The sequence below is a fragment of the Yokenella regensburgei genome, assembly GCF_051486985.1.
In the GTDB taxonomy this organism is placed as follows: Bacteria; Pseudomonadota; Gammaproteobacteria; order Enterobacterales; family Enterobacteriaceae; genus CBFFRJ01.
In genome coordinates this window covers 123,278-143,640 of sequence record NZ_JAHVDV010000008.1, presented here as the reverse complement: position 1 = coordinate 143,640, position 20,363 = coordinate 123,278, and the positions used below count along the sequence as shown (strand labels likewise).

The following is a 20,363-nucleotide window of genomic DNA, read 5'->3' as shown; positions in this document are numbered from 1 at the left end:
CCGTTGGAGAGCACAAAGCGGTCGCGGTCGGCCCAGGCCGGGTTGTTCGGGTTGTGGTTCAGGAAATCACGCCACAGGACTTCGGCAATGTCAGCCATACCCATCGGGGCTCCCGGATGACCGGATTTGGCTTTCTGTACCGCGTCCATCGAAAGCGCGCGCAGGGCATTGGCGCACTCGCGGCGCAATAATTTTGCTGTGTTCATCTTTTTTCCTTGCGGGCGGTTCAGAGCAGGTCGCGGATCATGTTTTCCAGTTTGAGCTGGTCGGCGGCAAACAACCGGATCCCTTCAGCCAGTTTTTCCACCGCCATCGGGTCCTGATGGTGCTGCCAGAGGAACTCAGCCTGGCTCATGGGGCTGGGACGATTTTCGCTCACGCAGCCTGGGTTAAGCTGGCGGGTCATCGGTGCCTCGCAGGCGGCCAGTTCATCCAGCAGCGCCGGCGAGATGGTCAGACGATCGCAGCCCGCCAGCGCCTGAATCTGCTCGATGCGACGGAAGCTGGCACCCATCACCACCGTTTCATAGCCATGCGCTTTGTAATACTGGTAAATCTCCCGTACCGATTTCACGCCCGGATCGGTTTCTGCCACGTATTCCGCCTGCGGCGCGTTCTTCTGATACCAGTCGTAGATGCGCCCGACAAACGGCGATATCAAAAACACCCCCGCTTCAGCACAGGCTCGCGCCTGGGCAAAGGAGAACAGCAGGGTCAGGTTACAGTTGATGCCGCTCTGCTCCAGCTCTTCTGCGGCACGGATACCCTCCCAGGTAGCTGCAAGCTTGATAAGGATGCGTGACGGATCGACGCCATTTTGCTGATAAAGCTGGATGAGCTTACGGGCACGGGAAACACACATGCCGCGATCCCAGGCAAACCGGGCGTCCACTTCGGTTGAGATGCGCCCCGGTACGTGACGCAAGACTTCAGTGCCGATATCCACCGCCACCTGATCACAGGCGTTAATCAGCTGCGTCTCAGCGCTACCGCCCTGGCGACGGGCTTTGCCTATGGCGTCGGCAATCAGTGCCTGGTACTGGGGTAACTGGGCCGCTTTCAGCACCAGCGAGGGGTTAGTGGTCGCATCCTGCGGGGCAAACTTCTTGATTGAGTCGATATCACCGGTGTCAGCCACCACCACGGTAACGGCTTTCAGGGCTTCTAGCTGGTTCATCAGGTTCTCCTTACGCGCCGACGCGTCAGTCTCTGGCATGCTGGTTCTGGTAATAATCAATGCGTTCTACTTTTGCCGCAGAGCCGCCCCCTTCATATTCCGATTCAAGCCAGGCCTGAATAATTTTTTTACCCAGTTCAGGACCAATAACGCGGGCACCCAGGGTGATGATTTGCGCATTGTTACTTTTGCGCGCCCGTTCGGCGGAGAAAGTGTCATGGCACTGTGCGGCGCGAACGCCCGGCACTTTATTGGCCACAATGCTCATGCCAATTCCGGTGCCACACATTAAAATAGCGCGGTCGTGCTCACCCTGTTTAACAGCCATCGCAACGTCATGGGCAACATCAGGATAATAATTCGTGTCCGGGCGTTTATCGCTGCTGTAATCGACAACAGCGATCCCCTGCTCTGCTAAATAGCTGGTAATAGCATCGCGAAACGCGTAGGCCGCATCATCCGCACCAATAGCGATTGTTTTCATAGCAGTGTCCTCAATTAATCACGAGAAATAAAAATCTTATCCCCTGGGAGAATCTGTTGTGGCGTCGGTCCACAGAGATGAACCGTGCCAGGTAATTCGGCGTCAATAGCGCCATCAAAACTCAACGTAATATGACCGAGCTGTTTCAAATTCGCCGTTGCCACCTCACCCACGGCGGTAATTCGGTAGCGGGTGGTATTTATTTTTAACGCAAGGCCGGGTAATAAAACATCCTGAAATTCCCCAGACCGATGGACGGCACAATAGTCAGCAATATCTGGCGGAACAGCTTCAGAAAATAATATTAATTTGTCCTGTTTTAAATATTGCGCAACAAACTCGCCCACGAAGGTTATGTCCAGCTGGTACAACGGCGATAACATTTATTTATTTCCTTTACTGACCGGCGAAGAGAGCGGCAGCGGTTTTTCTTCCACGCCCGGCACCTCTTCTACCACCGGCGAACGCGCCTTCAGGCGTTTATCAAACCAGGCCACCAGCACCGGGGCGGTAAGCATGGTGATGATACTGGCGGTGGCAAGCTGGGCGGTGGCCGCGTCCACATAGACAGCGAGCGACGGGTCCGCCTGGGCAACCATCGCCGGCGTAAGCGCGGAGCTGGCGGCGGTGGTGCCGAGTGCTGCCCCCAGCGCCGTTTTCTTCTTCAGGAACAGGTTATAGAGGAAGTAGAAAATGATGCCGGTGACCGCCGAGATGATCCCCAGCACGATGCCGGACAGACCGGCGGTAAAGACCGTGTTAATGCTGGAGTTTGCGCCAATCGCAAAGGACATGATGATGATGATGAGCGGCTGGGCCGAGGCGCAAAGCTGCTTGAAGCGCTCATCAAGGTTGCCCCACAGCATGCCTATCAGCAGCGGGATAAGCATAGACAGCAGTGCCGCAAACGGAATGTTTGCCAGGCCGCTCACCCCGAGCACCATCATGGTCACGAAGGGGCCGTCTTTTATACAGAATACCGAAATCGCCCCGGCGTCGCTGGCGTCACCGTAGTTACTGCACAGCGCGATGTAGAGCGAGCTGTTGGAGCTGGTCAGGCAGGCGACGAACGCCAGGGTTGAGATCCCAAGGAACCCCACCGGTCCAAACATACTGCCGACCACCCATACCGCCAGCGCACCGGCGATACATTTTAAAATCAGCAGTACCGCACCTTTGTACAGCGGCAGCCCTGCCTGGCGAATATTAATGGAGGTGCCGCAAATCAACAGAAATATCCCCATCATGGCGCTGGAACCCGCTTTAAATAGCGCGGTGGTAGGGCCGCCGATGGTTAACACCTGAGGGGCAAATGTATTTAAAAGAATCGCCACCAGCAGCGGAATAATAATCAACCCACCCGGCACCTTATTCATTTTCTCAAATATATTGATCTTCATAGGTTAACTCGCATACGGATACAGAAGTGAATGAATCACGACGCACTGCCCGAATAATTATTCGCGTCGCATATTATTATTAACCCTAAATAAGTTGCGTTGCTGTCAGGCGACGATGCAGCAAATCCTCGGAGGCTAACGCCAGTAATTAACTGGGGTGAGCGAGGAAAGCTAACGCCCATACAACGTAACGTATGCCGGGTTTTTTTATTGCAGTGATTCTTTATAAATATGTTCAACAATAGTGCTAATAATATCTTCCGGTCCGGTTAATCCGCCTTTGCCCACGCAGACTAATCCGGCATATTCCCCACCGATAATTCTGACCATATCGGTTTGCGGAATAACATAATCAATCATCTCAATACCGGTCGCGCCCAGTTCTTTCAGGACGTTGACCATGGTGTCACCGCCGGTCATATACAAACCTTTAATTTCATCCGGCGCGCAATTGAGGATCTCTTTAACAATGCTGCCGAGCCCTTTATTAATATTCTCCGCCGCCTGACCGTGATCAAGGTTAAAGCGTTGCTCCTCTTCGCGTAGATCGAGCAGCCTGCCGGTCAGGGCCGATTCAAAGACAAAGAGCGCGTTTTTGTGTTCCGTCACGCACTTCTGCGCCTGTTGTACGATGCGGCTGATTTCGATCCCGGCGGCATTTTTACGATCCACCAGCAGTTCCGCATCCACCGGGATATGGCACACGCGATCGTCGTGGGCTATCAAATGGCTGAGCTGTTTTTTGGTCACCGGCGTGGCACTACCGGCGACGATCACCACCGAGCCGCGCTGGGCGCTGCGCGCTAAAGACTGCTGCTCAGGACGTCTTTCTTCCCGCATCAGGCCACGGTGTGCCGCCAGGCTTTCGGTAAAGGGTCCCGGATCCACCGCCAGCACGTTCCAGTTCAGATCAACCACCGCCCTGGCAATGGCGTTGATGTCGTCCAGGGTAATGGCATCCACCACAATCACCCGCGATCCTTCCTGCTGACGCGCCTGTAACTGCTGCTGAATAACCGCATTGCCCTGCATCACCTGCGCCAGCGCAATATGCCCGACAGCATGTTGCGTCTGATTCGCCAGCAGGCCCGGCACCCAGGACTCGGTGACCGGCGTACGGACGTCGCGCGCCACATCGGTACAGGAGAGCGCCACCGAATCAATCACCGAATACCCCCCCACCAGGATACGGCGGGACTGCGGCATCGCAGGCACCACTACGGCAACCGTCTCCTGGGGCAACAGCGCCAGCATGGCGTCAATTTCGTAGCCAATGCCACCTCGCAGGGTGGTATCAATACGTTTGGTGAAGTAATGGGCGCCACGGGCTTTCAGTTGCTGTACGGCGGCGCTCACCCGCTGCTGGGCTTCAGCTTTCGGTAACGGGCGACTGTCGCTGCTGACGACCATCGCCGGGTATTCCACTTCATTGCGGGCGAAGGAGTCGGTATCAAAAAAGGCGGCCGTCTTCAGCCCGCTGCGTGCCAGCAGCACGCCCACCGTGGTGGCGCCGGTCAGGTCGTCAGCCACAATCCCCAGCCTGCCGCCTTCCCCAGCCGGATAGACCATCTCAATACAGGCTGGCGTGACGCCGGAAACGTAGATGCCTTCATGGATGTACTCTGCCAGCGGGCCGCTTTTGCCCGTGGGGTGCAGGTTGATGGTCGGAATACCGCGTTTCGGATAGAGACCGCAGCGCAAGGTGCCGCCGCAGTCGATAACCATGATGCCCATTTCATGTTCCGCCGGTTCCCCGTGTTTGAACACATCGACCGACGGCCAGCCGGTCAGTTCACTCAGACGGTCTACCACGGCGGGGCGAATGCCCCCCGTGATATAGGCGATTTTTTTTGGCGCTCCGAGCGTGACCGTTAACGGCCCGCCCCAGCCCTTACTTCCTTTACTAATTAACAGATGTTTTTCCATTCTCTGCCCCTCAGTATGCAAGACGCCTTAATGCTGTTTCATTTTCCAGTAGCGCGCGGCAACCAGCGTGGACTCCAGCATGCTGACCGTGCCTGCTTTGCCTGTACCGGCAATGTCGAACGCCGTACCATGATCCACGGAGCTGCGCATAAACGGCAGGCCGAAGGTAATAGTGATGGAACGTTCAAAGTCGAGGGTCTTGCAGGCGATATGTCCCTGATCGTGATAGAGCGACAAAATGGCGTCGTATTTGCCAAGTTTGCCGAGGTGGAAAACAGAGTCGGCCGGGACCGGGCCAATCGCATTGATGCCCTCCTGCTGGGCTGCTTTAACCGCCGGGATCAGATTGTCTGCCTCTTCATGACCAAACAGGCCATTATCAGAGCCGTGCGGGTTGAGCGCGGCCACCGCAATTCGCGGATTCTGGATGTTCAGGGCGGTAAACTCATGATGGATCTGCTGCACGCAGGCCAGTACACGCTCCTTGTTGGCGTAATCACAGGCATCTTTCAGCGCCATGTGGCGGCTCACGAAGAAAACGCGCAGGTTGTGCACGTGGAACATGGTCAGGCCGTAGTCGGACCGGGTTTCCACCTGGTAAATTTCGGTATGGCCCGGCAGCTTGCATCCCGCCAGCTTGATAGCCTCTTTATGAATCGGCGCGGTTGAGACCACGTCGATATCTCCTGCCATGCCAAGCTCAATGGACTTCATTACATAATCCAGTGACATCTGCCCGGCCAGCTTCTGCACTTTTCCCCAGACGATGCTGTCGTAGTCATACTCACCGGTTTCCAGCACATCCAGCGTGCCCCAGCTAAATTTTGCCTGGCTGGGGTGCGTGATGCGGTTGATGGGGAAATCGCACCCCTGGATTTTCATTGCCCGTTCAACGATGGGGACGGAGCCGATGAGAAAGGGTTTGCACTCGTCGTATACGCTTTTATCCATCAGGGTGGCGACGGTAATTTCCGGGCCAATCCCGGCAGGATCGCCAATAGTGACTGCTACTACGGGTTTTTTATCTACAGACATCGTCGGACCTCTCGGTAATGAAACACTCGTTCGTTCATATGTTCACTAGTAAATCATATGAACACTAGGCTAACGTATGCGTAATCGATGAGGAGTGATGGCGATCACAGAAAAAAATCAGGTGTTATTTTCGATCGAAAAAATGTGATCTAACATATGTTCAACTACTGAATATATGTTCAATCTGCTCTTTTCAGGGCATAACCTGATATCTAACTGATTGATAAAAAAGGACGCGAAGAAAAACATGAAACGCCTGATGATTGGCACCAGCTGGAAAATGAACAAACCTCTGTCGCAGGCTCTGGCATATTGCGATGCGCTGGCAACCCAACTCCCCCCGCTGTTACACCCGGCTGTACAGCCATTTTTTATCCCGCCGTTTACGGCTATTCATCCGGTCAGCGAGTTTTTCCGACAGCATGATTTACCCTGCCTGACGGGTGCACAGAATATGCATCAGGAGGAGGCGGGTGCATGGACGGGAGAGATCTCCGCCGCCATGATTGCAGAGACCGGTGCGACGCTGGTGGAGATGGGGCACTCTGAACGGCGTGGCGCTTTTAATGAAACCGACGCGGCAATCAATGCCAAAGTCCACACCGCTTTGCGCCACGGCCTGCGTCCACTGGTCTGCATTGGCGACAGCGCGGATGAGAAACGGTGGGGCGTGTCGGCAGAAAGCGTAGTGCGGCAGATGAAAATCGCCCTCTACGGGCTTACTGCGGAACAGGCAAAACGGACGCTTATCGCCTACGAACCCATCTGGGCGATTGGCGAACAGGGCACCCCGGCATCCCCTGAGCAGGCCGCAGAGATCCATCACGCGCTACGGGCGGCACTATGTGAGCGTTATGGTCAGGAAGAGGGACAGCAGATTTCGCTGCTCTATGGCGGTAGCGTTAACCTGCAAAACTGCGTGGCGCTGGTATCGCAGGAGAACATCGACGGTCTGTTTATTGGTCGCTCCGCCTGGGAAGCGGCGGGATATTGCGCAATTGTGCAGCGCGTTGTGCAGGATTTTATCATGAAAGCACAGTAATATTAGGGGGTACGGGTAATGGAAAAACAATGCGATGGCTGAACACGACTCTGAATACGAACTCCTGACGGAAATAGCCGTAGCGTATTACGACCAGGAGCAGACCCAGGAAGAAATTGCTCAACGGTTTGGGATCTCGCGCATCAAGGTGGGCCGACTGTTGAAGAAAGCCCGCCACGAAGGGATCGTTGAGATCAACGTAAAATATCATCCGGTCTTTAGTTCACAGATTGAACAACAGTTCATTCAGAATTTTGATATGAAGCGGGTCTTGATCGCCCTCGATCACCATGATGAAGATGAACAGCGCCAGCAGGTAGCGGCCCTGGTGAGCAACTACCTTGCGACGATCCTGAAAAATGAGATGACCGTGGCCGTGGGCCAGGGGCGCAACGTGGCGGCGGTCGCTAATCATGTAGGGATCTTCCCGGAACGCAACTGCCGCTTTATCTGCGGCATTGGCGGCACCACCCGTGACGGGCAGTTAATCGACGCTGATCACATCAGCCGTAACCTCGCCCGTAAATTTAACGGTCATAGTGAAACCCTTTATGCCCCCGCCTATGTTGAAACCCCGGCGCTGCGCGAAGCCTTTATCCAGAACCGGTTGATAAAAGCCACGCTTGAGCAGGCCAGCAAAGCGGATGTGGCAATTATTGGCCTGGGAGACATGAATGAAAACAGCTTCATGGTGCAACTGGGCTGGTTTACGCCGCAGGAGATCATCACGGCGCGTCAGGAGCAAGGCGTAGTGGGGGATCTTGCAGGCTACAGTTTTTTTAATATCAAAGGTACGCCGGTCGATACGGTGATGAACAACAGGGTCATTGGCCTGAGCCTTGAGCAGCTGCGTGCTATCCCCTGCGTGATTGCCATCGCCTCTGAAAGCACCAAAGCCACCGCCATTCTTGGCGCGCTGCGCACGGGAGTGATTGACGTTCTGGCAACCAGTGCTTCAAACGCCCGTACCGTTATCCATCTGCATAAGGCGCTGTAACAGCCCGTGCGGTGAAGGCGTTGGGCTTCCCGACGCCAAAAAAGCTGATAGTCTGTTAGTCACCCTCTCGTTCCGGTACTGGCGCACATGTACAACATTGATGACTTTGATCTGAAAATTCTGACGCTGCTGCAGGGCAACGGCCGTTTGACCAACCAGGAGCTGAGCGATTTGATTGGCCTCTCCGCCTCTCAGTGCTCACGCCGCCGTATTGCGCTCGAGCAGGCGCAGCTTATTCTCGGCTACCACGCCCGCCTAGCGCCGGATGCGGTAGGACTTGAAATGCTCGGGTTGATTGAAGTGCGCCTGATTAATCACACCCAGGAGTGCGTGGAGAGTTTCCACCGGATGCTCAGTGACGTTGACGCCATTCTCGACGCGTATAAAACCACCGGCGATGCGGATTATTTACTGAAAGTGGCGGTTCCGGATCTCCCGGGGCTGAGTTATCTCATCAGCCATATTCTTGCGCAAAACAAAGGGGTGGCGCATTTAAAAACCTCAGTGGTGTTAAACCGCCTGAAAGAGAACGGACAACTGATGCCCGGTAACGCCCCCATGCCCTGATTTGGGGCATTGCGCCCTTTTTTGGTGCACTGACGCGGCCATTTGATGCATCTCCCCGGCATTACACACACACCTTGCCCGTATATCGCTCGCATAATGCACGGAACATGCATTTTGCTCTTTTCCGACATTTCAAGGTGTTAGCCTCGACACCGTCTATTTTTACACCACTCAATACCCGCCGAATGCCAATCTGGTGCACTTTTTGCAGGATATTTCTTATCTTTAGCAAATGTTGAATTGTACTTTCTTATGGATAACGTCCTGACCCCCAATAAACTTGCTCATACCTGGCTCGAAGATGCGCTGGCGCTGCTGTTTGGCACTCTGATGATCTCTTTTGGCGTGATTCTGTTCCGCCAGGCGGGCGCGCTTACCGGCGGCACCGCAGGTATCGCCTTTTTGATCCACTACGCGACCCATCTGCCGTTCGGCGTGGCGTTTTTCCTGATTAACCTGCCCTTTTACTGGCTCTCTATTCGCCGTATGGGAATGCAGTTTACGTTAAAAACCTTTTGTGCCGTCGCGCTGGTATCGCTGTTTTCCGATCTGCATGGTCGCTTTATCCATTTCGATCAGCTCAACCCCTATTACGCCACCCTGTTTGGCAACATTGTGGTGGGGATTGGTTTCGTGGTGCTGTTCCGTCACAAAGCGAGCCTTGGCGGGGTTAACATTCTCGCGCTCTATCTGCAGGACAAAAGCGGCATCCGTGCCGGCAAATTCCAGATGGTAGTGGATGCCTGCATCGTGACCGCCTCGCTGTTCTTCGTGAGCCTGCCGATGCTCGCGGCTTCTATCGTCGGTGCCGTGATCCTTAATTCCATTATTGCCATGAACCATCGTCCGGGACGCTACACGGTGTAGTGGACTGCACGTTGACTGTTATTTTCAGGAGTAGACTGTGTTCCAGAATGTTGACGCCTACGCGGGCGATCCAATCCTCTCGTTGATGGAGACTTTCCATCAGGACAATCGGGCTGAGAAAGTAAACCTCAGCATCGGTCTCTACTACAACGAGCAGGCCATCATTCCTCGCCTTGAAGCGGTCCAGCAGGCTGAAAGCCGCCTGCAGAGCCTGCCGCAAAAAGCCAGCCTCTATCTGCCAATGGAAGGTTTCGCCCCTTACCGCAGCGCCATTCAGACCCTGCTTTTTGGTGAGAACCATCCGGCGCTTAACGCCGGGCGCATCGCAACCATTCAGACGCTGGGCGGTTCCGGTGCGCTGAAGGTGGGTGCCGATTTTCTGAAACGTTACTTCCCCGATTCTGAGGTGTGGGTGAGCGACCCGACCTGGGAAAACCACATCGCCATTTTCGCCGGTGCCGGTTTTAACGTGCACACCTACCCCTACTTCGATGAGGCCACGCGCGGCGTCAATTTCGAGGGGATGTTAAGCAGCCTGAACGCGCTTCCGGCACGCAGCATCGTGCTGTTGCACCCCTGCTGCCACAACCCGACGGGTGCAGACCTGACTAACGCCCAGTGGGATGCTGTCATTGAAGTGCTGATTGCCCGTGACCTGATTCCGTTCCTCGACATCGCCTACCAGGGCTTTGGCGCAGGCATTGAAGAGGACGCTTACGCCATTCGCGCTATCGCCAGCACCGGCTTACCGGCACTGGTCAGTAACTCCTTCTCCAAAATTTTCTCCCTGTACGGCGAGCGCGTGGGCGGATTGTCCATCGTCTGTGAAGATGCCGACGCCGCAGACCGCGTACTGGGACAACTGAAAGCGACCGTGCGTCGGAACTACTCCAGCCCACCGAACTTTGGTGCGCAGGTGGTCTCGCTGGTGCTGAATGACCCGGCGCTCAACGCGTTGTGGCGTGCTGAAGTGGATGCCATGCGCACCCGCATCAGTGAAATGCGCCAGGCGCTGGTCAAGGTGCTGAAAGCGGCCCTGCCGGAACATGATTTTGACTACCTGCTGACCCAGCGCGGCATGTTCAGCTACACCGGCTTTAGTCCGGCACAGGTAGACGCCCTGCGTGAGGCGTACGGTGTTTACCTCATTACCAGCGGTCGCGTCTGTATGGCCGGGCTGAACCACGGTAACCTTGATCGTGTCGCGAAGGCGTTTGCAGCGGTACAGTAACACTGCCTGCCTGCCTGTTTTCGGCGTTAGCGCGTAACGAAAACAGGCGGTTGCCACGCCGTCACCTCTGGCGGCGTGCCGGCAAACGCCGCTCTCCTGAAGCTTTGGCCGCCTTACCCTGACCGCCCTTTACTCGCACTGGATCGCATCGTCGCACGGCATCTTTTACACCATTACGTGTGGGCTGCGAGGCGGCTTCCACATTCCGGCATCGACCCTTTTTTCCTCTCCGCCCATCGTGTTACATTGCCGGACAGTGCTCAGTCAAAGGAACTCGCTTAATGATACGTTTTGCTGTCATTGGCACGAACTGGATAACCCGCCAGTTTGTCGATGCCGCCCATGAAACGGGCAAATATAAGCTTACCGCCGTCTACTCACGCCGCCTCGAACAGGCGCAGGAATTTGCGAAGGATTACCCCGTCGAACACCTGTTTACTTCGCTTGAGGCGATGGCAAACAGTGACGCAATCGATGCGATCTACATTGCCAGCCCAAACGCTCTGCATTTCCCGCAAACGCAGCTTTTCCTCAGCAATAAAAAGCATGTGATTTGTGAAAAACCGCTGGCGTCAAACCTGCGTGAAGTCGAAGCCGCCATTGCGCTGGCAAAAGAGAATCAGGTGGTGCTGTTTGAGGCCTTCAAAACCGCCAGCCTGCCAAACTTCATGCTGCTAAAACAGTCACTTGAAAAAGCAGGCAAAATTCATAAAGCCTTTTTTAACTACTGCCAGTACTCCTCCCGCTATCAGCGCTATCTGGACGGGGAAAATCCCAACACCTTTAATCCGGCTTTTTCTAACGGCTCGATCATGGATATCGGTTTTTACGTGCTGGCCTCGGCGGTGGCCCTGTGGGGTGAACCGCAACGCGTGCAGGCATCCGCCAGTTTGCTGGCAAGCGGCGTGGATGCGCACGGTGTCGCGGTGCTGGATTACGGCGATTTCAGCGTCACACTGCAGCACTCCAAGGTGAGCGATTCCGTGGTGCCGAGTGAAATCCAGGGCGAGGCAGGCTCGCTGATCATGGAAAAATTGTCTGAATGCCAGAAGCTTTGCTTTGTACCACGTGGGGGTAAAGCACAGGATCTGACGCAACCGCAGCACATTAATACCATGCTTTATGAAGCGGAAACCTTTGCCCAACTAGTGGAAGACAAGGCCGTTGACCACCCCGCGCTGGAGGTAAGTCGTATCACGGCGAAGCTGGCGACCGAGATCCGGCGTCAGACGGGTGTGGTATTCCCGGCAGATACCGCAGAAGCGGCAGTTAACGCGTAAAGGTATGTAAAACAGATGTTACAGAACATTGACGCCATGAATGTTCTGTCATACTTTGTAACGAGCAAAGGGGAGTAACTTCGTTGCCGGTGGGTCGTCATTACGATGCCTGCCCGAAATATTTTTGAGTTCCGGTCTACGCACCTGCAGCTTGAAAGATAACGGGTAGATATGCATCCGGTCGCCGGGCGTCATCCACATGACGTAAGTGAGACCTTGCCGAAAGGCGAGGACCTATTGCATCTGAAGCAAGCGGCTGACGTCTTTCGACGTTGGCCGTTTTCGTTTCAGGTATTAAGGAATCTTGCTATGAATACCGTTGGTACACCACTGCTGTGGGGCAGCTTTGCGGTTGTTGTTGTTATCATGCTGGCTATCGACCTTCTGCTTCAGGGGCGTCGCGGCGTCCATACGATGACCATGAAGCAGGCGGCCGTCTGGTCCCTGGTCTGGGTTAGCCTCTCTCTTCTCTTTAACGCTGCCTTCTGGTGGTATCTGACGCAGACCGAAGGTCGTGCGGTTGCGGATACCCAGGCGCTGGCGTTCCTTACCGGTTATCTGATTGAAAAAGCGCTGGCGGTCGATAACGTCTTCGTCTGGCTGATGCTGTTCAGCTATTTTGCTGTACCGCCAGCACTGCAACGACGCGTCCTGATCTACGGCGTTCTTGGCGCTATCATTCTGCGTACCATCATGATTTTCGCGGGAAGCTGGCTGATAACCCAGTTCGAATGGCTGCTGTACGTCTTCGGTGCCTTCCTGCTCTTTACCGGTATCAAAATGGCTCTGGCGAAAGAGGATGAAACCGGTATTGGCGAAAAACCACTGGTGCGCTGGATACGCAGCCATCTGCGCATGACCGATACCATTGAGAATGAGCATTTTTTCGTGCGCAAAAACGGTCTGCTGTTTGCCACGCCGCTGCTGCTGGTGCTGATTCTGGTCGAGCTGAGTGACGTCATTTTTGCCGTTGACAGTATTCCGGCGATTTTCGCTGTCACCACCGACCCGTTTATCGTTCTGACGTCGAATCTGTTTGCGATCCTGGGTCTGCGTGCCATGTACTTCCTGCTGGCGGGTGTGGCTGAGCGTTTTACCATGCTGAAATATGGGCTGTCGGTGATTCTGGTGTTCATCGGCGTGAAGATGCTGATTGTCGACTTCTACCATATCCCGATCGCCATTTCGCTGAGCGTAGTTGGCGGGATTTTGCTACTGACGCTGGCGATTAATGCCTGGGTGAATCACCGTAATGATAAGCGTGGACGGGTAGAGTAACGCTTTCGGATGCGGCTACATTGCTCAGATGAATAAGCAACTGGCCGCGATGACCTGTCTGGCTGGAGCGAGGGGGAATATAGGGCTACGCGGATCATTGGGTTTCTCTCATGACTCTCGTTACGCTTCGGCCCTGGTAGGTGTGAACGTACCAGGGCTGGGGCGCTCAGCAGCAGATTATCTGCGCCCCCTTTCCCTCTCTGATACTTGTGAGGTTTTATTCTGAATTTATCTGCCTCAGCTCACTCAAATTTTTCCCGCCTCCTTCAATTCCCTATACTCAGTCAGGATTGACCATAAGGCTCCTATAAATCCAAGGAAAAGTATGCAAACACAACCCGCCAACCACTGGTTGCAACGCATCATGCGTGGCAACATCGTCAAACAGATAATCATTGCGCTGATTATCGGCACCCTGCTTAGTGTCGTCTGGCCTGCGGCTGCACTCGCCGTAGGGCTTCTGGGAAATCTTTTTGTCGGGGCGCTGAAAGCCGTTGCCCCGGTGCTGGTACTGATGCTGGTCATGTCCTCCATCACCAGCCATCAGCAAGGGCAGAAAATCTCCCTGCGCCCGATCCTCTTTCTTTACCTGCTTGGCACCTTTACCGCCGCCCTCGCCGCTGTCGGATGCAGCTTTCTTTTTCCCTCGACGCTGAAACTCAGCGCGGCCGCGAGCGACGTTGTTGCCCCCTCGGGTATAGTGGACGTACTCAAAGGGCTGCTCGCCAGTATGGTCGCCAACCCCATTGATGCCTTGCTAAAAGGCAACTACATCGGAATTCTGGTTTGGGCAGTGGGACTGGGGTTCGCCCTGCGCCACAGCAGCGACACCAGTAAACAGCTGGTAAATGACCTGGCAGAAGCCGTTACCTTTATGGTGACGCTGGTGATTCGCTTTGCGCCATTGGGGATCCTTGGCCTGGTGGCCTCTACGCTTGCGACTACCGGCTTTGAGGCCCTCTGGGGATATGCCCAGCTGCTGATGGTACTGGTGGGTTGTATGTTACTGGTTGCTCTGGTCGTAAACCCACTACTGGTGTGGGTGAAGATCCGCCGTAATCCCTGGCCACTGGTGTTTATCTGCCTGCGTGAAAGTGGGGTCACCGCTTTTTTCACCCGCAGCTCGGCGGCCAATATTCCGGTTAACATGGCGCTGTGCGAAAAACTCGGCCTCAATAAGGACACCTATTCGGTGTCGATTCCCTTAGGGGCCACCGTCAATATGGCGGGTGCCGCGATCACCATTACGGTGCTGACGCTGGCAGCGGTGCATACGCTGGGCATCACTGTCGATGTGCCAACGGCACTGCTGTTAAGCATTGTCGCCTCACTGTGCGCCTGCGGGGCCTCCGGCGTGGCGGGGGGATCGCTGCTACTTATCCCGCTGGCCTGTAATATGTTTGGTATCTCCGCCGATGTCGCCATGCAGGTCGTCGCAGTTGGCTTTATCATTGGCGTGATTCAGGACTCCTGCGAAACCGCCATTAACTCCTCCACCGACGTGCTGTTTACCGCAGCCGCATGCATCGCCGAAGAAAAACGCGGCAGTTAAAAAGAGTTTTGCGCATAAGATGCCCCGCTTAGCGTTGTGCGGGGTTCTCTTTATGCATCGCGGTTTCGACCTTAAACGGGTCGATACCGCGTTTCTGCATCCGCCAGAAGCGAATGATGTTCAGGCCATTCATTATCAAAAAACTGCCCTCAATTAACGTACCGCCAATCGAGCCCAGCCATAAATTGTGCGTAACCCAACAGGCGGTGGAGCACCACATGATGCAGCGCACCTTAAGCCCCTGAAGGCGAAACAGCGCCCAGGTACTGGCCACCGTGCCGATAATGGGCAACAGCTCTACCGGATGATGTAGTTTGATCAGGCCAAAAAAGAGCGTGAGGACGATGAATACCGCCATCACCCATAGCCTGCGGGTATGCATGGAGATGAGAGTACGCACGGCGTTGAGTTCTGCGCTCATGCCCGCAGGCAGTGCGCCCATCAGGAAAAAATGCACGCCAATGGTGGCGCTGTAGAGAGAAAGCTGGAGTTTGAAACGCCTTTCGTCACGGTTAATGAACGTGGTGATACCAATGATAAACGCCAGTACACCCACGCCCTGGGCTAACCAGTACGCACTCATGGAAGATCCTTGTTAACAGATAAAAAAGAAACGGCGCTTCATAATATGAAACGCCGTTTTTAATTTCCACTAGCGTATTACCCAACGAGTATCGTTCTGCAGCCAGGCGGCACATTCAGGAAGCCCCGGAAGCTTACTCAGGTAAGTGACCGGGGTGAGTAAATGTTGCCAATACCGGTGCGGGGCGAGAGCCAAAGGGTAACTACAGCGTTACGCCGCTCTTAAAGATAGCCAGCTCACGGAACTCATTGCGTTCGTTACAGGTCTCTTTACCGTTGGCAAAATCAACAATGACATCGACAAATTCGCTCAGCAGCTGCGGCATGGTTTTGCCATGAATCAACTGACCTGCATCAAAATCGATCCAGTGTTTTTTCTTCGCCGCCAGTTCGCTGTTGGTGGCGATTTTCACCGTCGGGACAAACCCGCCGTAAGGGGTGCCGCGACCAGTGCTGAACAGAACCATGTGGCAGCCCGCCCCGGCCAGAGCACTGGTTGCCACCGCATCGTTACCCGGCGCACTCAGTAAGTTGAGACCGCGAGTTTTCAGGCGTTCACCATAACGCAGCACGTCCACTACCTGACTTGCACCAGCTTTCTGCGTGCAGCCGAGGGATTTCTCTTCAAGCGTGGTGATGCCGCCCGCTTTGTTGCCCGGCGATGGGTTTTCGTAAATCGGCTGATTGTGCGCGATGAAGTACTGTTTGAAGTCGTTGACCATAGTCACTGTTTTTTCAAACGTCTCTTCGTCGCGACAGTGGCTCATCAGAATTTGTTCTGCGCCGAACATTTCTGGCACTTCGGTCAGCACCGTGGTGCCACCATTACTGATGAGATAGTCGGAGAAACGACCCAGCATCGGGTTGGCGGTGATGCCAGAGAGGCCATCAGAGCCGCCACACTCCAGACCAAACTTCAGCTCGCTCAGCTTGCCCGGTTCACGTTTGTCGTGACGCAGGGCCTCGTAGAGTTGGTGCATATGTTCAATGCCCGCCTCCACTTCGTCGTCCTGGTGCTGGCAGATCATAAAGTGGACGCGGGACGGATCGTACTCGCCCAGCGTCTCGCGAAACGCATCCACCTGGTTGTTCTCACAGCCCAGACCAATCACCAGCACCGCGCCCGCATTCGGGTGACGTACCATGTTTTGCAGCATGGTACGGGTGTTGACGTGGTCGTCACCCAACTGGGAACAGCCGTAGGTGTGGCTGAACAGGTGAACGCCGTCAATATCTGCCGCGTTATTTGTCTCTTTCAGAAAACGGGTCTGGATCTGACGGGCAATCCCGTTAACGCAGCCGACGGTTGGCAGGATCCACAACTCATTACGGACCCCAACATCGCCGTTGGCACGGCGGTAGATCTGAACGTCACGATCTCCCGCCGGCGCGTATTGATCAACCAGTTCGGGTTGATAGCTATACTCATCCAAATCGCTCAGATTGGTACGCGCATTGTGCGAATGGATATGTTCGCCTGCGGCGATATCCGTTGTCGCATGACCAATTGGCAGGCCGTATTTAACGACATTTTCACCTTTCGGGATGGCCCTGAGGGCAAACTTATGCCCACGCACCACCGCCTGGCGCAGGCTAACTTCATGACCGTCAACAACGACGTCTGTGCCTTCGGCGAGATCCGCCAGCGCTACCGCGACATTATCCAGCGAGTGGATCTTGATGTATTGCATATCAACCTCAAACGGCCTAGTTCAGTTCAATCGCGAAGTAATCACGCGCATTGTTAAAGCAGATATTTCTTACCATCTCGCCCAGCAGTTGAATGTCTGCCGGTGCTTCGCCTGCATGTACCCAGCGACCAATCATCTGGCACAGGATGCGGCGGAAGTATTCGTGACGGGTGTAAGACAGGAAGCTGCGGCTGTCGGTCAGCATACCCACAAAGCGGCTTAACAGACCAAGCTGTGCCAGTTGGGTCATTTGACGTTCCATACCGTCCTTCTGATCGTTGAACCACCAGCCGGAACCGAACTGCATCTTGCCCGGCATCCCTTCACCCTGGAAGTTACCGATCATGGTGCCCAGCACTTCGTTATCACGCGGGTTCAGGCAGTAGAGTATGGTTTTCGGCAGCAGATTTTCTTCGTTCTGTTTGCTCAGCAGTTTAGACAGCTCTTCTGCCAGCGGGCGGTCATTGATGGAGTCGAAGCCCACATCCGGCCCCAGCAGTTTGAACTGACGCAGGTTGTTGTTACGCAGTGCGCCAATGTGGTACTGCTGAACCCAGCCGCGACGTGCATATTCTGCACCCAGCCAGACCAGCACCGCCGTTTTAAACTGCGCCACTTCATGTTCAGTTAAGTTTTCACCAGCCAGACGACGGGTGAGAATGCTGTCCAGCTCGGACTCACTGGCTTCAGCAAACAGCACCACGTCCAGCGCGTGGTCCGACACCTTACAACCGTGCGCTTCAAAGTGATCCAGGCGTTTTGCCAGCGCGGTTTGCAGATCGGCAAAGCGACGAATGTCGGTATCAGACACTTCGCCAAGCTTACTCATGTAGTCGTTAAAGGTTGCCAGTTCAATGTTGAACGCTTTGTCCGGGCGCCAGCTCGGCAGCACTTTGATGGAGAAAGTGGTGTCTTTAGCAACAGAGGCATGGTGTTCCAGAGAATCGATCGGATCGTCGGTGGTGCCGACCATCTTCACATTCATCTGCTGCATGATTCCGCGAGCAGTAAAGTTATCCTGTGCCAGAAGTTCGTTGCCAAGCTCCCAGATTTCATCTGCTGTTGACGGTGAAAGCAGCTTACCTGTAATACCAAATGGGCGACGAAGCTCAAGATGTGTCCAGTGGTATAACGGGTTACCAATGGTATGCGGTACGGTGGCTGCCCAGGCGTCAAACTTCTCGCGATCGCTGGCATCACCGGTGCAAAGACGCTCAGGTACGCCGTTTGTACGCATCGCGCGCCATTTGTAATGGTCGCCTTTTAACCAGATGTCATACAGGTTTTTAAAGCGGTAGTTATCTGCAATCTGCTGCGGTGGCAGGTGGCAGTGGAAATCAAAAATGGGTTCATCTTTCGCGTAGTCATGGTACAGACGGCGTGCGAATTCGGTATCTAACAGAAAATCTTCGGTCATAAACGGGGTCATTATCGTCTTCCTCTCAACGAGTGCGTCTGATGCTTACCTTAATGCTGACAAAGTTATCACACCAATTTCTATAGGCCGAAGACTTTTTCGTGAGTTAGATCAATAAACGATGACAAATTTTTACAGAAGTGGTTGCCAGAACCCCCGCCAGGGCGCGCCATATCTGGCTTTCCCGCCTGAAGTTAAAAACCACACAAAGAAAAACACTTTTGTGATGTCACTCACCTTTTAAAGTTGTATGACAAGTTATCTTGCTGCCGTCGAATACATAAGCCGACGGAATGCATTGCCGAAACATATGAAATCGGCCTTTACGGTATGGATACCGAATTAAGCACGTTGAATAGCTAGGTTCGGGTTGTTCCGGGATTTTTCCGGTTACGCCCTCCCGTTTTCATCTCCTGACTGCAACCAGGAGGTGACCGCAGAAGCGGAATTCCCATAACGATGAGGTTTACATGCGTAAAATTAAAGGGTTACGTTGGTACATGATAGCGCTGGTGACACTGGGCACCGTGCTGGGTTACTTAACGCGTAACACCATTGCGGCGGCAGCGCCAACGCTGATGCAAGAGTTGAATATCTCCACGCAGCAATACTCTTATATTATCGCTGCCTACTCCGCGGCTTACACCATCATGCAGCCTGTTGCGGGCTATGTACTGGATATCCTCGGTACTAAGGTTGGCTATGCCGTCTTCGCCGTAACCTGGGCTATCTTCTGCGGTGCGACAGCGCTCGCAGGAAGCTGGGGTGGCCTGGCGCTGGCGCGTGGTGCCGTAGGTGCTGCTGAAGCTGCGATGATCCCGGCTGGCCTGAAAGCCGCTTCTGAGTGGTTCCCGGCGAAAGAACGTTCTATCGCAGTAGGCTACTTCAACGTCGGTTCCTCTATTGGTGCCATGATTGCGCCGCCGCTGGTAGTGTGGGCAATCGTCATGCACAGCTGGCAGCTCGCGTTCATTATCTCCGGCGTGCTGAGCTTCGCCTGGGCAATGGCCTGGCTGATTTTCTACAAACACCCGCGCGATCAGAAAAAACTGTCTGAAGAAGAACGCGAATACATCATTGGCGGTCAGGAAGCACAGCACCAGACCTTTAACGGCAAAAAAATGTCCGTTCTGCAAATTCTGGGCACCCGTCAGTTCTGGGGTATCGCTCTGCCACGTTTTCTGGCAGAACCGGCCTGGGGTACGTTTAACGCCTGGATCCCGCTGTTCATGTTTAAAGTCTATGGCTTTAACCTGAAAGAGATCGCCATGTTCGCCTGGATGCCAATGTTGTTCGCTGACCTGGGCTGTATTGTGGGTGGTTACCTGCCGCCGCTGTTCCAGCGCTGGTTTGGTGTGAACCTGATTGTTTCCCGTAAAATGGTTGTGACCATGGGTGCAGTTCTGATGATCGGCCCAGGCATGATTGGTCTGTTCACCAGCCCGTACGTTGCGATTGGCCTGCTGTGTATCGGTGGCTTTGCTCACCAGTCTCTGTCTGGCGCACTGATTACCCTCTCCTCTGACGTGTTTGGTCGTAACGAAGTGGCGACAGCGAACGGTCTGACGGGTATGGCAGCCTGGACAGCAAGTACAATGTTTGCACTGGTGGTGGGTGCCCTGGCAGATACCATCGGCTTTAGCCCACTGTTCGCCGTGCTGGCAGTGTTCGACATCCTGGGTGCGGTCGTCATCTGGACGGTGCTGAAAAGCAAGTCGGCCGCGGAGCTGGAAGCGGAAAAAGCCGCAGTTGGCGGCCCTGCCACTCAGAATTAAAGCTACTCCCCTTGCTATGCAGTCCCCCAGCCGCCCGCCATCATCGGGCGGCTTTTTCTTCC

18 protein-coding genes and 1 pseudogene are annotated in these 20,363 nt (G+C 54.6%); 9 read left to right on the top strand and 10 right to left on the bottom strand.

The window, feature by feature from the left end; all coding sequences use genetic code 11:
* The 7 genes and pseudogenes from KXR87_RS08335 to pdxA all read right to left on the bottom strand — a co-directional run.
* A pseudogene (locus tag KXR87_RS08335) lies at positions 1–206 on the bottom strand (transketolase); the annotation flags it as partial.
* Positions 207–226: 20 nt separating this feature from the next.
* Positions 227–1,177, bottom strand: coding sequence for a transaldolase (tal, locus tag KXR87_RS08330; RefSeq protein WP_437431795.1), 951 nt, complete (start codon positions 1,175–1,177; stop codon positions 227–229).
* 25 nt (positions 1,178–1,202) lie between these two features.
* Positions 1,203–1,661 (bottom strand): RpiB/LacA/LacB family sugar-phosphate isomerase, encoded by a 459-nt coding sequence (locus KXR87_RS08325; protein WP_437431794.1) that lies wholly within the window; start codon positions 1,659–1,661, stop codon positions 1,203–1,205.
* Between the two features lie 14 nt (positions 1,662–1,675).
* Positions 1,676–2,044, bottom strand: coding sequence for a PTS glucitol/sorbitol transporter subunit IIA (locus KXR87_RS08320; RefSeq protein ID WP_437431793.1), 369 nt, complete (start codon positions 2,042–2,044; stop codon positions 1,676–1,678).
* Positions 2,045–3,061, bottom strand: coding sequence for a 2-keto-3-deoxygluconate permease (locus KXR87_RS08315; RefSeq protein WP_437431792.1), 1,017 nt, complete (start codon positions 3,059–3,061; stop codon positions 2,045–2,047).
* 207 nt (positions 3,062–3,268) lie between these two features.
* Positions 3,269–4,987, bottom strand: a complete 1,719-nt coding sequence (locus KXR87_RS08310; protein ID WP_437431791.1) for a four-carbon acid sugar kinase family protein — start codon at positions 4,985–4,987, stop codon at positions 3,269–3,271.
* Positions 4,988–5,014: 27 nt separating this feature from the next.
* The gene (pdxA, locus tag KXR87_RS08305; protein WP_437431790.1) at positions 5,015–6,022 is read right to left on the bottom strand and encodes a 4-hydroxythreonine-4-phosphate dehydrogenase PdxA; all 1,008 of its coding nucleotides are present in this window, start codon (positions 6,020–6,022) and stop codon (positions 5,015–5,017) included.
* Positions 6,023–6,269: 247 nt separating this feature from the next.
* On the opposite strand from pdxA, the gene KXR87_RS08300 reads away from it, so the two are divergent.
* The 8 genes from KXR87_RS08300 to sstT all read left to right on the top strand — a co-directional run bounded on the left by KXR87_RS08300 (position 6,270) and on the right by sstT (position 14,836).
* The gene (locus tag KXR87_RS08300; RefSeq protein WP_437431789.1) at positions 6,270–7,064 is read left to right on the top strand and encodes a triose-phosphate isomerase; all 795 of its coding nucleotides are present in this window, start codon (positions 6,270–6,272) and stop codon (positions 7,062–7,064) included.
* Positions 7,065–7,098: 34 nt separating this feature from the next.
* A complete protein-coding gene (locus KXR87_RS08295; RefSeq protein ID WP_437431788.1) occupies positions 7,099–8,061 on the top strand; it encodes a sugar-binding transcriptional regulator in 963 nt (320 codons plus the stop codon).
* A gap of 87 nt (positions 8,062–8,148) precedes the next feature.
* A complete protein-coding gene (locus KXR87_RS08290) occupies positions 8,149–8,628 on the top strand; it encodes an Lrp/AsnC family transcriptional regulator (protein ID WP_437431787.1) in 480 nt (159 codons plus the stop codon).
* Positions 8,629–8,880: 252 nt separating this feature from the next.
* Positions 8,881–9,495 carry a YitT family protein gene (locus KXR87_RS08285; protein WP_437431786.1) on the top strand — a complete coding sequence of 205 codons (615 nt, stop codon included), beginning with the start codon at positions 8,881–8,883 and terminating at the stop codon, positions 9,493–9,495.
* Positions 9,496–9,532: 37 nt separating this feature from the next.
* Positions 9,533–10,726: an amino acid aminotransferase gene (locus KXR87_RS08280; RefSeq protein WP_437431785.1), complete on the top strand. Its 1,194-nt coding sequence runs from the start codon at positions 9,533–9,535 to the stop codon at positions 10,724–10,726.
* Between the two features lie 281 nt (positions 10,727–11,007).
* Positions 11,008–12,006 carry a Gfo/Idh/MocA family protein gene (locus tag KXR87_RS08275; RefSeq protein WP_437431784.1) on the top strand — a complete coding sequence of 333 codons (999 nt, stop codon included), beginning with the start codon at positions 11,008–11,010 and terminating at the stop codon, positions 12,004–12,006.
* 309 nt (positions 12,007–12,315) lie between these two features.
* A complete protein-coding gene (locus KXR87_RS08270) occupies positions 12,316–13,284 on the top strand; it encodes a TerC family protein (protein WP_437431783.1) in 969 nt (322 codons plus the stop codon).
* A 325-nt stretch (positions 13,285–13,609) separates the two neighbouring features.
* Positions 13,610–14,836 (top strand): serine/threonine transporter SstT, encoded by a 1,227-nt coding sequence (sstT, locus tag KXR87_RS08265; RefSeq protein ID WP_437431782.1) that lies wholly within the window; start codon positions 13,610–13,612, stop codon positions 14,834–14,836.
* Between the two features lie 28 nt (positions 14,837–14,864).
* Here sstT and KXR87_RS08260 read toward each other — a convergent pair whose 3' ends face one another.
* The 3 genes from KXR87_RS08260 to uxaC form a co-directional block, all read right to left on the bottom strand.
* Positions 14,865–15,419, bottom strand: coding sequence for a YgjV family protein (locus KXR87_RS08260; RefSeq protein WP_437431781.1), 555 nt, complete (start codon positions 15,417–15,419; stop codon positions 14,865–14,867).
* A 202-nt stretch (positions 15,420–15,621) separates the two neighbouring features.
* Entirely contained in the window at positions 15,622–17,109 is a 1,488-nt protein-coding gene (locus tag KXR87_RS08255; RefSeq protein WP_437431780.1) for a UxaA family hydrolase, read from the bottom strand.
* 16 nt (positions 17,110–17,125) lie between these two features.
* A complete protein-coding gene (gene uxaC, locus KXR87_RS08250) occupies positions 17,126–18,538 on the bottom strand; it encodes a glucuronate isomerase (RefSeq protein WP_437431779.1) in 1,413 nt (470 codons plus the stop codon).
* Between the two features lie 458 nt (positions 18,539–18,996).
* On the opposite strand from uxaC, the gene KXR87_RS08245 reads away from it, so the two are divergent.
* On the top strand, positions 18,997–20,301 hold the full coding sequence (locus tag KXR87_RS08245) for an MFS transporter (protein WP_437431778.1): 1,305 nt from the start codon (positions 18,997–18,999) through the stop codon (positions 20,299–20,301).
* Positions 20,302–20,363 lie beyond the last annotated feature (62 nt).